The sequence below is a fragment of the Streptomyces sp. NPDC000878 genome, from assembly GCF_053599695.1.
On sequence record NZ_JBSFMT010000018.1, the window covers coordinates 1 to 13,021 of the forward strand.

Here is a 13,021-nt window from a genome sequence, read left to right on the forward strand (position 1 = left end):
CCCGTAAGGGGCGCGGGGAACTGCGCGACCAGCCCCCACCGGCCCGCAGCAAACGAACCGCGGTGCGCCACGCAAAAGGGCGGGGCCCCGGATGAAAATCCGGGGCCCCGCCCTGAACGCCGCCGACGCCTAAGGCGTACTAAAGGCCGTCAGTTGTCGTCCTCGTCGATCAGGAACCCACGCATCGGCGAGGGAGCCTGACCCATCGGGGACGGGCCCTGCGGCCGGACCGGAGCCATGGGCTGGGTCATGGCCGGGGACATCTGCTGCTGGCCGCCGTAGGACGGAGCAGCCGGGCCGGGGCCACCCATGCCCTGGTTGCCGCCGTACGACTGGGCGCCTGCGCCGGCCGGAGCCATCGAGGGCGCCGGGGACGGCGGCAGGGAGGCCGTGGCCGGAGTGCGCGGCGGGGCCAGCGAGTCGTCGGCCTGGGTCTCCAGCTGACGCAGCTGCGACTCCAGGTAGGACTTCAGACGGGTGCGGTACTCGCGCTCGAAGCCGCGCAGATCCTCGACCTTGCGCTCCAGCGTGGCGCGGGCGGACTCCAGGGAGCCCATCGCGACGCGGTGCTTCTCCTGCGCGTCCCGCTCAAGCGCGTCGGCCTTGGCGCGGGCGTCACGCTCCAGGCCCTCGGCGCGGCTGCGGGCCTCGCCGACGATCTTGTTGGCCTCGGAACGGGCCTCGGCGATCGCCTGGTCGGCGGTCTGCTGGGCCAGCGAGAGAACACGCGCGGCGCTGTCGCCACCGGGACCCTGACCGGGGCCGCCCATCTGCGGGGGGCCACCCATGGGACCGCCCATCGGGCCGCCCATCTGCTGCATCTGACCCTGCATCTGCTGACCGGGCATCTGCTGCATCTGGCCGGGCATGCCGCCCTGGCCCATCTGACCCTGCATCGGGCCCTGGCCCATGGGGCCACCCATCTGACCCTGCATCGGGTTCTGACCCATGGGGCCCTGACCCATCGGGCCGGGACCCTGCGGGCCGCCCTGGCCACCGGGGCCGGGGGGCAACTGCGGCGCACCGCTGGGCAGCTGGGGCGGGCCGCCCATGGGGCCGCCCATCTGCTGCTGCGGCGGGCCCGATATGCCGGCGGGCACCGGGCCGCCCGGTCCTCGCATCCCCTGCTGGGGCATTCCCTGCTGAGGCATGCCTTGCTGGGGCATGCCCTGTTGCTGCATGCCCTGCTGCTGATCCTGTTCCGGAGGCTTGCGCATGCCCTGCTGCTGGTTCTGCGCGGCTGCGCGCGTGGCAGCGGCCAGCTTGGCGCGCAGATCCTCGTTCTCGCGGAGCAGGCGGGTCAGTTCGGCTTCGACCTCGTCGAGGAAGGCATCGACCTCGTCCTCGTCATAGCCTTCTCGGAGGCGGACGGTCGTGAACTGCTTGTTCCGCACATCCTCGGGGGTCAACGGCATCTCTTCACCTCAACGTAGTCATCGGCAGTCGGCAAGACCGTATCGTCCACACTCACCCCGCGAGATTGGTCACGACGGTGATCAGGATGTAGACGATGATCATCAGTACGAAGAAGGACAGGTCAAGTGCCACGCCCCCGAGACGCAGCGGCGGGATGAACCGCCGCAGAAGCTTGAGCGGTGGATCAGTGACAGTGTAAGTGGCCTCAAGAACGACCACCATCGCCTTGCCAGGTTGCCAGGAGCGGGCGAACTGGAAGACGTAGTCCATGACCAACCGGAAGATCAGCACGATGAGGAAACACATCAGCGCGACATAAAGCACTTGCAAAACCACGCTCATGATCCGTGCTTCCCTCTCCCCTGTTCGGTACTGCTGTCTGGCCTTGCGTATCAGCTCTGGTTGAAGAACCCGCCCTCTGCGATGCGGGCCTTGTCCTCCGCCGTGACATCGACGTTAGCAGGCGACAACAGGAACACCTTCTGCGTCACCCGCTCGATGCTGCCGTGAAGACCAAACACCAAACCGGCCGCAAAGTCGACAAGTCGCTTCGCATCTGTGTCATCCATCTCAGTGAGATTCATGATCACCGGCGTGCCCTCACGGAAGTGTTCCCCGATGGTACGGGCCTCGTTGTAGGTCCGGGGGTGGAGTGTGGTGATCCGGTAAGGCTCTCGTTCCGACACGACCTTGGGCATGATCACCGGTGCGTTCTTCTCCATGCTTTGACGTTCTTGTGTGATGGACGCCACGGGCGCGATCCGCGCCGGACGCCCGGATTCCGCGCCCAACGAAGCGGAATGCGGCACCGGATCACGCGGTGCGGACGGCTGCACCACTCGTACCGATTCGTCCCTTTGGGACTGATGAGGCTGGTGGGACTGGTGCGAACCGTGCTGCTGGTGCGAGGGCTCACGCCGCCGCAGGTCGCGCTCGGGCTCCGGGTCCAGTTCGGGTTCGAAGTCGTCATCGGGGTCGAATCCCCGGCCGTCGTACCCATCGTCCTCCACGAGGCCGAGGTAGACCGCCATCTTGCGCATCGCGCCGGCCATGCTCCGAGTCCTCCGCTCTGTGGTGGATCGACTGACGAATGCCAAGTGCCCGCGATCCACGAGGTCGTTATGACCGCCCATCGGCGGTAATGACCATATTTTCTGCTGTGGTCCGACTTCCTGGCGACGTTACCCGAGCCTGGGACGGACTCCGAGTACCGCACTGCCGACGCGCACATGTGTCGCCCCGGCTGCCACGGCCTGTTCGAGGTCCGCACTCATCCCTGCGGACACCATGTTCGCAGCCGGATGCGTGCGGCGCATAGCAGTCGACAAATCCATCAGCCGCTCGAACGCCGCCAGTTCACGTCCCGCGTACGGTCCGGTCAGTGGTGCGACGGTCATCAGACCGTCGAGCCGGAGCCCCTCGGCCCCGGCGACGAGGTCGGCCAACTCCCCGATCCCGCCCGGTCCCACGCCTCCACGCTCCCCTCGCCCGCTCTCCTCCGCGTCGAGCGCTACCTGGATCAGACAGCCCACCTCGCGCCCCGCCCGTACGGCCTCCTTCGACAGCCCGGAGACCAGCCGGTCACGGTCGACGGACTGCACGACTGAGGCGTAACCGACCACGGAACGCACCTTGTTGGTCTGCAACTGGCCCACGAAATGCCAGGTGAGCGGCAGATCCGCGCACGCCTCGGCCTTGGGTGCCGCGTCCTGGTCCCGGTTCTCGGCCACATGACGCACACCCAGCTCGCACAGAATCCGCACATCGCTCGCGGGGTAGGTCTTGGTGACGACGATCAGCGTCACCTCCTCGCGCTTGCGGCCCGCCGCGGAGCAGGCCGTCGCGATCCGTTCCTCGACCACCGCCAGATTCGCGGCGAGTTCGTCCCTGCGTTCCGTCATGTCCTATCAGTCCAGCCAGACATAGCCTGCGAGCCGCCCGGTCGTGCGGTCGCGGCGGTACGAGAAGTGGTCGGCGGACTCCCGCGTGCACACCGGCGACTGCTCCCGGTCGCGCACCCCGAGCCGCTCCAACTGCGCGTGCACCCCTGCGGCCACGTCGACCGCCGGGGTGCCCCAGCTGGTCTCCGCGTACGCCGCCGGTTCGACGGCGGCGACCTCGGCGCGCATCTCCTCCGGCACTTCGTAGCACCGTCCGCAGACGGCGGGGCCGGTGCGGGCGACGATCCGGGCGGGGTCGGCGCCGAGCGATTCCATGGCGTCCACGGCGGCGGGGACGATTCCGGCGACCATACCGGGCCGGCCCGCGTGGGCCGCGGCGACCACCCCGGCCACCGGGTCGGCCAGCAGGACCGGTACGCAGTCGGCGGTGAGGACGGCGAGCGCGAGACCGCGAGTGGCGGTCACCAGGCCGTCCACGGGCGGGGTGAGACGGGTGGTCCACGGTCCGTCGACCTCGGCGACGTCGTTGCCGTGCACCTGGTTCATCCAGACCACCCGGTCCGGGTCGAGACCCAGGGACTTGGCGGCCAGTTCACGATTCGTACGGACGGCGGCCGGGTCGTCGCCGACCGCTCCGCCGAGATTGAGCCCCTCGTACGGAACGGCGCTCACCCCGCCCCACCGGTCGGTGAAGGCGAAGTGCGCGCCGCTCGCGTCGCTCGTTCCGGAGCGCTGTCCTATCACTTCAGGAAGTCCGGCACGTCCAGCTCCTCGGCCGCGCTGTCCGAGTAGGACCGGGACGGCGGGACCGGAGGGGAGACCGGGAGTTCGTTGACCGGCTCCGGGGCGGGTGCCGGGGTCTCCTTCGGCGTGACGCTGCCGAGCGAGCCGAACGACGGACGGCTCTCCGCGGACCGTACCGGCGTGGGTTCGTCGCGCTTGGCGCCGGCCGAGCCGAGGATGTTGTCGCGCTTGGCCGGGGGCTGGCCCCCGTCGAAGCCGGCCGCGATGACCGTCACCCGGACCTCGTCACCGAGGGCGTCGTCGATGACGGCGCCGAAGATGATGTTGGCCTCCGGGTGTGCGGCCTCGCTGACCAGTTGGGCGGCCTCGTTGATCTCGAACAGGCCGAGGTCGGAGCCGCCGGAGATGGAGAGCAGGACGCCCCGGGCGCCGTCGATGGAGGCTTCGAGGAGCGGCGAGGAGATCGCCATCTCGGCAGCCGCCACCGCGCGGTCGTCGCCACGGGCCGAACCGATGCCCATGAGGGCCGAACCCGCCTCGGACATCACGGACTTGACGTCCGCGAAGTCGAGGTTGATCAGACCGGGGGTGGTGATGAGGTCGGTGATGCCCTGGACACCGGAGAGCAGGACCTGGTCCGCCGACTTGAAGGCGTCGAGGACCGAGACCTGGCGGTCCGAGATGGACAGCAGGCGGTCGTTGGGGATGACGATGAGGGTGTCGACCTCTTCGCGGAGTTCGGCGATGCCGTCCTCGGCCTGGTTGGCCCTGCGCCGGCCCTCGAAGGTGAACGGGCGGGTGACCACGCCGATCGTGAGGGCGCCCAGGGAGCGGGCGATGTTGGCCACGACGGGCGCGCCGCCGGTGCCGGTGCCGCCACCCTCGCCGGCCGTCACGAAGACCATGTCGGCCCCCTTGAGGACCTCCTCGATCTCCTCGCGGTGGTCCTCTGCCGCCTTGCGGCCGACGGCCGGGTTGGCTCCGGCGCCGAGTCCGCGGGTGAGTTCGCGGCCGACGTCGAGCTTGACGTCGGCGTCGCTCATCAACAGCGCCTGCGCGTCGGTGTTGATGGCGATGAACTCGACGCCCTTCAGACCGACCTCGATCATCCGGTTGATGGCATTGACACCACCGCCGCCGACACCGATGACTTTGATGACTGCGAGGTAGTTCTGCGGTGCTGCCACGTCGAAGGCCTCTCGCCTCGAGTTACGTGTCGCCGCCTCGCGGTGCCGCGAACCGACAACTCATGCCGAAGTGGGACGGTCCGAACGCCGACCCGAACCCTAACGTTGAAGTTTAGGGTTACCAGTGTGTCTGTTCCTTGGACTCTTCCGAACAGGACACTAAGTCGACAAGTGGCGCACGTTCAACGAACACGCCGAACCTCCCGTTTTTCTTTTCACCCTATGTGATCAGGCATAGCCATGCCCAACCAGGGTGCTGGCCTGCGCGGATGTGCGTCAACTCCCTGATGACGCAGGGGCGGTGGGAACGCTCACGTCGAAGTGCCGCGCCCCTGGAGCCGCTTTCATGAGAGCCGTGAGGGCCCGCGCCTTCGCATCGCCCTGCTCACCGCTCCCCCACGCGACGGTCCGGCCGTCGCCCAACTCCAGCGAGATGGAGTCGTACGAACGGACCTTGACGGCCCTGGTGAGGCGCGCGACGGTACTCGGCAGGTCGCCCGCCACCCGCACCGCCTCCCGCGTCAGCCGGTCGCTGCCGAAACGGCGCAGACTCGCGGTCTGCGAACCGGTCCGGGACAGCGTCAATTCCAATGCGGGTACACCTTCCGGGGCGCGTGAAACCGTCGCGAATCGCACGCCTTTCGCGTCCACTTCGACATACTTGCTCCCATTCCCGGAGCTTTTGACAATCAGGACAGGGGTACGTTCGACCACTTTCAGCCCGATTCCGTGCGGCCAGGATCGAGTGACCTCAACCGAGTCAATTCGGTGCAATTTCCTGAGCAGTCGGGACTCAATGGCACCGGTGTCGACGGAAACGAGCGGATCCCCGACCGGCACGTCGGCGGCCTCGCGCACCTGTGCCTGCGTCAGAACCCCGGTCCCCGACACCGATACGCGCTCCACGCGCGTCCACCGGGACCCGTAGAGCACCCACAGGACGCCCCCGAGGAGGACGAGCAGGGCGAGGGCCAGGATGACGATCGTACGAACCCTGCGCGGCCCCAACCGCCGGAGAAGGCCCGGCAGGCGGGGCGGGCCGGAGGTGTCCTGCTGTCGTTCGCCGCGTTCGGCAGTCGTCGCTCCGGCCACTGGCCCCTGGCCCGCCTTCCCTCGTCTCGCCTATCGGTGGCGTGAGGCGATCGCCTCGTACACCATGCCGACGAGCAGGTCGTCGGCGTCCCGGCGGCCGAACTCGCTTGCCGCGCGGGACATCTCGTACAGCCGGTGCGGGTCGGCGAGCACGGGCAGGACCTGGCGCTGCACCCACTCGGGCGTCAGGTCCGCGTCGTCGACCAGGAGTCCACCGCCGGCCTTGACCACCGGCTGGGCGTTCAGCCGCTGTTCGCCGTTGCCGATGGGCAGCGGGACGTAGGCGGCCGGGAGTCCGACGGCGGAGAGTTCGGCGACGGTCATCGCGCCCGCGCGGCACAGCATCATGTCGGCCGCGGCGTACGCGAGGTCCATCCGGTCCACGTACGGTACCGGGATGTAGGGGGGCATTCCCGGCATCTGGTGGACCTGCGGCAGTTCGTTCTTCGGGCCGACCGCGTGCAGCACCTGGATGCCGGCCTGCTGGAGGTACGGCGCGACCCGCTCGATCACCTCGTTGAGGTGCCGGGCGCCCTGCGAGCCGCCCGAGACCAGCAGCGTCGGCAGGCTCGGGTCGAGCCCGAACGCGGCGCGCGCCTCGGGGCGTACGGCGGCCCGGTCCAGGGTGGCGATGGAGCGGCGCAGCGGGATGCCGATGTAGCGGGCGTCCCGGAGCTTGCTGTCCGGGGTGGAGACGGCGACCTGGGCGGCGTACCGCGAGCCGATCTTGTTGGCGAGGCCGGGGCGGGCGTTGGCCTCGTGGACGACGATCGGCACGCCCAGGCGCTTGGCGGCGAGGTAGCCGGGCAGGGCCACATAGCCGCCGAAGCCGACGACGCAGTCGGCCTTGGTGCGCTCCAGGATCTGCTCGGCGGCCTTGATCGTGCCGCGCAGCCGCCCGGGGACGGTGATCAGTTCGGGGGTGGGCTTGCGTGGCAGGGGGACCGCGGGGATCAGCGCCAGGTCATAGCCCCGCTCGGGAACGAGCCGGGTCTCCAGACCGCGTTCCGTGCCCAGGGCCGTGATCCCCACGGTGGGATCAGCCCTGCGCAGGGCGTCCGCGAGGGCGAGCGCGGGCTCGATGTGGCCGGCGGTCCCCCCACCGGCGAGTACGACATGCACCGAAATTCACCGCTCTCCGGACGAACGCGCCGCCGAGGCACGCCGTCGCATCGTGTTCCATCTCCGGGGGCTCCGATCGGACACCGGACCCCCAGCCCCCCGCTTTCTACCAAAGCGGGGTTGCCGCAACGAAAGCGCCGCCCGCGCACCCGGTTCGTCACGTGCGAAGGCGATCAGCAGTCCGATGGCGAACATGGTCGGAAGCAGGGCGGAACCCCCGTAGGAGAACAGCGGGAGCGGGACACCGGCGATCGGCAGCAGGCCGAGCACCGCACCGATGTTGACCACCGCCTGAGCGGTGATCCACGTCGTCACGCCTCCCGCGGCGTACCTCACGAAGGGGTCCTCCGTGCGTCCGGCCACGCGGATACCCGCATAGCCTAGAGCCGCGAAGAGGGCGAGCACCGACAGCGTCCCCGCCAGGCCCAGTTCCTCACCGGTGACGGCGAAGATGAAGTCGGTGTGCGCTTCGGGGAGTTGCCCCCATTTTTCCACACTGGCGCCGAGGCCCGAACCGAACAGGCCACCGGAGGCGAGCGCGTAGATCCCGTGCACGGCCTGCCAGCAGGAGGTGGCCCCGGTGCCCGGCTCGGTGGCGCCGATGCACTGGAAGCGGGCCATGCGGTTGGGGCTGGTCTTGATGAGGACGAGCCCGATGAACGCGGCGACGGACAGCACCCCCACGAACAGCCGCGTGGGCGCCCCGGCCAGCCACAGCAGCCCGAACAGGACGGCGGTGAGGATGATCGCCGTCCCCATGTCGCCGCCGAGCATGATCAGGCCGAGCAGCATGAACGTCACCGGGACGAGCGGCACCAGCATGTGCTTCCACTGCGTGAGCAGCCGCTTGTCCTCCTTGCGGGCGATCAGGTCGGCGCCCCACAGCACCAGGGCGAGCTTGCCGAACTCGCTCGGCTGGATCAGGAAGGAGCCGCCCAGCGAGATCCAGTTCTGGTTGCCGTTGATGGACACCCCTATCCCCGGCACCTGTACGAGGACCATCATGAAGACGGACCCGGCGAGGATCGGATAGGCGAGCGCCCGGTGCAGCTTCACCGGCATCCGGGAGGCGGCGAACAGCAGCACACCGCCGATCGTGGCGGCCAGCAACTGTTTGCGGAAGAAGAACGTCCCGGGCTTGGACAGCTGAAGCGCGGTGATCTGAGAGGCCGAGTAGACCATCACCAGCCCGAGCACGGTGATCAGCAGCGACCCACCAAGAATCACGTAGTAGGCGGTCAACGGCCGATCCCAGGCCCGCTGCAACCGCCTGCGGAGGCTGCGTACGGGATTGTCGCGGGGCGGGCGGGGGGCGGCAGGCCGCCGAACCCGAACGGCCCGCTGAACGGGCGCCCGACCGGTACGACTACTGGCCATCAGACCCTCCCGCACGACTGATGAAGGGCGCGCGGAGCGCCCCCTTCAGGGGCGCGGGGCTGTGTCCGATCTGCGGCTCCGCCGCGGGGCGCGACGCGACCGAGAGTGGCGCGCAGCGCCCTCGAAGGGGCGCGGGGAACTGCGCGACCAGCCCCCACCGGCCCGCAGCAAACGAACCGCCGATGATTCCCGAGCCACATCCCCGTCACGCGTCCCTCCAAGAGCGACCGAAGACACCGCGGCCGAAGACCGACCGTCAGGTCCCCGCCCCGAGTTCGCGAACCGCCTGCGCGAACGCGTCACCGCGCTTGTTGTAGTTGGCGAACATGTCCATGGAGGCACAGGCCGGAGCCAGCAGCACCGTGTCGCCCGCCGCGGCCAGCCGCCGGGCCTCCTGAACAGCCGCGAGCATCGCCCCAGTGTCGGTCCGGTCGAGGTCGACGACGGGTACTTCCGGCGCGTGTCGCGCGAGGGCTTCGCCGATCAGCGCACGGTCGGCGCCGATCAGCACCACCCCGCGAAGTCGCTTTGCCGACTTGGCGACCAGTTCGTCGAAGGTCGCGCCCTTGGCGAGCCCGCCCGCGATCCACACGATCGACTCGTACGCCGCCAAGGAGGCCTCGGCCGCGTGCGTGTTGGTCGCCTTGGAGTCGTCGACGTACGCGACCCCGTCCACATCGGCCACGTGCGCGATACGGTGGGCGTCCGGGGTGAAGGCCCGCAGTCCGTCCCGTACGGCCGCCGCAGGCACCCCGTAGGCCCGTGCGAGGGCAGCCGCGGCAAGGGCGTTGGCGATGTTGTGCGGGGCCGGCGGATTGACGTCCGCGACCTCGGCCAGTTCCTGGGCGTTCTGCTGCCGGTTCTCGACGAAGGCGCGGTCGACCAGGATGCCGTCCACGACGCCGAGTTGGGACGGCCCGGGCGCGCCGAGCGTGAACCCGATCGCTCGGCAGCCCTCCTCGACGTCCGCGCCGCGCACCAGGTCCTCGGTGGACGGTTTGTCGGTGGCATCCACGTTGTAGACACAGGCGACCCGATTGCCCTCGTAGATACGGCCCTTGTCGGCGGCGTACGCCTCCATGGAGCCGTGCCAGTCGAGGTGGTCGGGGGCGAGGTTCAGGACGGCGGCGGAGTGGGCGCGCAAGGAGGGCGCCCAGTGGAGCTGGTAGCTGGAGAGTTCCACGGCCAGGACGTCGTACGTCTCCTCGCCGAGGACCACGTCGATGATCGGCGTGCCGATGTTGCCGACGGCGGCCGTACGCAGGCCCGCCGCGCGCAGGATCGAGGCGAGCATCTGGGTCGTGGTCGTCTTGCCGTTGGTGCCGGTGATCGCCAGCCAGGGAGCGGCGTCCGGGCCGCGCAGCCGCCAGGCGATCTCCACGTCACCGACGACGTCCACGCCCGCCTCGGCCGCCGCCGCGAAGAGCGGTGAACTCGGCTTCCAGCCGGGCGAGGTGACGACGAGTCCGGTGCCCTCGGGCAGCGTCTCCGCGTCGCCGAGGCGGACCTCGATGCCCTCCAGGGCTGCGGCGCGTTCCCGGTGGGCCTCGGAGTCGCCGCCGTCCACGACGGTGACGGAGGCGCCGAGGGTGGTCAGGGCGCGGGCGGCGCTGATGCCGCTCACGCCGAGTCCGGCGACGGTGACACGCACGCCGTTCCAGTCGCTGCCCTGACCGGATGTCACTTGTCGGCCGCCCATCCCGCGTAGAAGATGCCCAGTCCGACGATCACGCAGATGCCCTGGATGATCCAGAAGCGGACCACGATGAGCACTTCGGACCAGCCCTTGAGCTCGAAGTGGTGCTGGAGTGGCGCCATCCGGAAGACCCGCTTGCCGGTCATCTTGAACGAGCCGACCTGGATGACCACCGACATGGTGATCAGCACGAACAGGCCGCCGAGGAGCGCGAGGAGCAGCTCCGTACGGGAGCAGATCGCGAGACCGGCAAGTGCGCCGCCCAGGGCCAGCGAACCGGTGTCGCCCATGAAGATCTTGGCGGGTGACGTGTTCCACCACAGGAAGCCGAGACAGGCACCCATCAGCGCCGAGGAGACGACGGCGAGGTCCAGTGGATCTCGTACCTCGTAACAGGCGGACGGGTTGGTCAGGGTCTGCGCGTTGGCGCAGGACTCCTGGAACTGCCAGACGCCGATGAACGTGTAGGCGCCGAAGACCAGGACGGAGGCGCCGGTGGCGAGGCCGTCCAGACCGTCCGTCAGGTTCACGCCGTTCGACATCGCGAGGATCATGAAGAGCGCCCAGACGACGAACAGCACCGGGCCGATCGACCAGCCGAAGTCCTGGACGAAGGAGAGCTTCGTCGAGGCCGGCGTGTTGCCGCGGTTGTCCGCGAACTGGAGCGAGAGCACCGCGAAGGCGATACCGCCGGTCAGCTGACCGGCCATCTTCGCCTTGGCCCGCAGACCGAGCGAGCGCCGCTTCACGATCTTGATGTAGTCGTCCAGGAAGCCGACCAGGCCCATGCCGCCCATCAGACCGAGCACGAGCAGCCCGGAGAAGGTCGGCGGCTTGCCGGTGATCACCTTGGACAGGAAGTACGCGACGATCGTCGCCAGGATGAAGGCGATACCGCCCATGGTCGGCGTACCGCGCTTGGCGTGGTGCTCGCGCGGGCCGTCGTCACGGATGTACTGGCCGTAGCCCTTGCGCGCCAGCAGCTTGATCAGCAGCGGGGTGCCGACCAGCGTCAGGAACATCCCGATGACGCCCGAGAACAGGATCTGGTTCATCATCGGGCGGCGACCTCACCCTCGACGCCGCCGACGAGCAGCGCCTGCGCCACCCGTTCGAGCCCGACCGACCGGGACGCCTTCACGAGCACGACATCCCCTGGGCGCAGCTCGCTGCGCAACAGGTCGACAGCCGCCTGTGCGTCGGACACGTGCACCGACTCCTCACCCCACGAACCCTCGTTATATGCGCCCAGTTGGAGCCAGGACGCTTCCCTGCCCCCGACCGCGACGAGCTTGCCGACATTGAGCCGGACGGCGAGCCGTCCGACCGCGTCGTGCTCGGCGAGCGCCTCGTCCCCGAGCTCGGCCATCTTGCCGAGCACCGCCCACGTACGACCCCCCTTTGCCCGTGAGGCTGTACCCATGGCAGCAAGCGCGCGCAAAGCCGCTCTCATGGACTCGGGGTTCGCGTTGTAGGCGTCGTTGACGATCGTCACGCCGTCCGGGCGCTCGGTGACCTCCATCCGCCAGCGGGAGAGGGAGCCCGCCTCGGAGAGCGCGGTGGCGATCTCGTCTGCGGACATGCCCAGCTCATGGGCGACGGCGGCGGCGGCGAGCGCGTTCGACACGTGATGCTCACCGTACAGGCGCATGGTCACGTCGCTTGCACCGGAGGGTGTGTGGAGCCTGAAGCGGGGCTGTCCCCTGTCCGTGAGTCGTACGTTCTCGGCGCGTACGTCCGCTTCGCCGGACTCTCCGAAGAAGATCACCTTCGCCTTCGTCCGAGCCGCCATGGCCCGTACGAGGGGGTCGTCGGCGTTGAGGATCGCGGTGCCGCCGTCCGCCGCCGAGGGCAGCGCCTCGACGAGTTCGCCCTTCGCTTGTGCGATCTGCTCGCGTCCGCCGAACTCGCCGATGTGGGCGGTGCCGACGTTGATGACGAGGCCGACCTTCGGGGGCGTCAGATCGGTCAGGTAGCGGATGTGACCGATTCCGCGGGCGCCCATCTCCAGGACCAGGAACCTGGTCTCCTCGGTGGCGCTGAGCGCGGTCAGCGGCAGCCCGATCTCGTTGTTGAGGGAGCCGGGCGTGTAGACCGTCGGCGCCTTGTGCTGGAGCACCTGGGCGATCAGGTCCTTGGTGCTGGTCTTGCCCGCGGAGCCGGTGAGGGCCACGAGGGTCGCGCCGAGCTTTCGGACCACGTGCCGGGCGAGGGCGCCCAGCGCCCGCTGCACGTCGTCCACGACGATCGCGGGCACGCCGACCTGACGGGACGCCAGTACGGCGACCGCGCCCGCCTCGACGACCTGGGCCGCGAAGTCGTGGCCGTCGACGTGCTCACCGGCGAAGGCGACGAAGAGGCTGCCGGGCTCCACCTCACGGGAGTCCCTGACGACCTGTCCGGTGACCTGGACCGACGGATCCGGTATGTCGTACGTCTGCCCGCCGACGACTTCTGCGATCTCGGCGAGAGAGAGGGCGATCACA

Annotated in this window: 12 protein-coding genes; all 12 read right to left on the reverse strand. The window is 69.3% G+C overall.

Translation table 11 applies throughout. The features are described from left to right. Positions 1-149: 149 nt before the first annotated feature. The 12 genes from ACWDR4_RS18210 to ACWDR4_RS18265 all read right to left on the reverse strand — a co-directional run bounded on the left by ACWDR4_RS18210 (position 150) and on the right by ACWDR4_RS18265 (position 13,020). Positions 150-1,415: a DivIVA domain-containing protein gene (locus ACWDR4_RS18210; protein WP_450409608.1), complete on the reverse strand. Its 1,266-nt coding sequence runs from the start codon at positions 1,413-1,415 to the stop codon at positions 150-152. 52 nt (positions 1,416-1,467) lie between these two features. Continuing rightward, on the reverse strand, positions 1,468-1,758 hold the full coding sequence (locus ACWDR4_RS18215; protein WP_450409609.1) for a YggT family protein: 291 nt from the start codon (positions 1,756-1,758) through the stop codon (positions 1,468-1,470). Positions 1,759-1,808: 50 nt separating this feature from the next. Beyond that, complete coding sequence (locus ACWDR4_RS18220) at positions 1,809-2,468, reverse strand: cell division protein SepF (RefSeq protein ID WP_450409610.1); 660 nt, start codon at positions 2,466-2,468, stop codon at positions 1,809-1,811. 129 nt (positions 2,469-2,597) lie between these two features. Beyond that, positions 2,598-3,317, reverse strand: coding sequence for a YggS family pyridoxal phosphate-dependent enzyme (locus tag ACWDR4_RS18225; protein WP_450409612.1), 720 nt, complete (start codon positions 3,315-3,317; stop codon positions 2,598-2,600). 6 nt (positions 3,318-3,323) lie between these two features. Continuing rightward, the gene (pgeF, locus tag ACWDR4_RS18230) at positions 3,324-4,061 is read right to left on the reverse strand and encodes a peptidoglycan editing factor PgeF (RefSeq protein ID WP_450409613.1); all 738 of its coding nucleotides are present in this window, start codon (positions 4,059-4,061) and stop codon (positions 3,324-3,326) included. After that, positions 4,058-5,248, reverse strand: coding sequence for a cell division protein FtsZ (gene ftsZ, locus ACWDR4_RS18235; RefSeq protein WP_450409614.1), 1,191 nt, complete (start codon positions 5,246-5,248; stop codon positions 4,058-4,060). Before ftsZ ends, pgeF begins: the two co-directional genes overlap by 4 nt. A 276-nt stretch (positions 5,249-5,524) precedes the next feature. Beyond that, positions 5,525-6,340, reverse strand: a complete 816-nt coding sequence (locus tag ACWDR4_RS18240) for a cell division protein FtsQ/DivIB (RefSeq protein WP_450409616.1) — start codon at positions 6,338-6,340, stop codon at positions 5,525-5,527. Between the two features lie 30 nt (positions 6,341-6,370). Then, on the reverse strand, positions 6,371-7,462 hold the full coding sequence (gene murG / locus ACWDR4_RS18245) for an undecaprenyldiphospho-muramoylpentapeptide beta-N-acetylglucosaminyltransferase (RefSeq protein WP_450409617.1): 1,092 nt from the start codon (positions 7,460-7,462) through the stop codon (positions 6,371-6,373). 6 nt (positions 7,463-7,468) lie between these two features. Beyond that, the gene (gene ftsW / locus ACWDR4_RS18250) at positions 7,469-8,839 is read right to left on the reverse strand and encodes a putative lipid II flippase FtsW (protein WP_450409619.1); all 1,371 of its coding nucleotides are present in this window, start codon (positions 8,837-8,839) and stop codon (positions 7,469-7,471) included. A 256-nt stretch (positions 8,840-9,095) separates the two neighbouring features. Beyond that, a complete protein-coding gene (gene murD, locus ACWDR4_RS18255; RefSeq protein ID WP_450409621.1) occupies positions 9,096-10,523 on the reverse strand; it encodes a UDP-N-acetylmuramoyl-L-alanine--D-glutamate ligase in 1,428 nt (475 codons plus the stop codon). Next, positions 10,520-11,593, reverse strand: coding sequence for a phospho-N-acetylmuramoyl-pentapeptide-transferase (gene mraY, locus ACWDR4_RS18260; RefSeq protein WP_450409622.1), 1,074 nt, complete (start codon positions 11,591-11,593; stop codon positions 10,520-10,522). Before mraY ends, murD begins: the two co-directional genes overlap by 4 nt. After that, positions 11,590-13,020 (reverse strand): UDP-N-acetylmuramoyl-tripeptide--D-alanyl-D-alanine ligase, encoded by a 1,431-nt coding sequence (locus tag ACWDR4_RS18265; RefSeq protein WP_450409624.1) that lies wholly within the window; start codon positions 13,018-13,020, stop codon positions 11,590-11,592. The genes mraY and ACWDR4_RS18265 overlap by 4 nt, the downstream gene beginning before the upstream one ends. Between the last annotated feature and the right edge of the window lies 1 nt (position 13,021).

Coding starts and splice junctions, on each gene's coding strand:
- ACWDR4_RS18220 (WP_450409610.1), bottom strand. CDS start 2,468: ATGGCCGGCGCGATGCGCAAGATGGCGGTCTACCTCGGCCTCGTGGAG.
- ACWDR4_RS18215 (WP_450409609.1), bottom strand. CDS start 1,758: ATGAGCGTGGTTTTGCAAGTGCTTTATGTCGCGCTGATGTGTTTCCTC.
- ftsW (WP_450409619.1), bottom strand. CDS start 8,839: ATGGCCAGTAGTCGTACCGGTCGGGCGCCCGTTCAGCGGGCCGTTCGG.
- mraY (WP_450409622.1), bottom strand. CDS start 11,593: ATGATGAACCAGATCCTGTTCTCGGGCGTCATCGGGATGTTCCTGACG.
- ACWDR4_RS18210 (WP_450409608.1), bottom strand. CDS start 1,415: ATGCCGTTGACCCCCGAGGATGTGCGGAACAAGCAGTTCACGACCGTC.
- ACWDR4_RS18225 (WP_450409612.1), bottom strand. CDS start 3,317: ATGACGGAACGCAGGGACGAACTCGCCGCGAATCTGGCGGTGGTCGAG.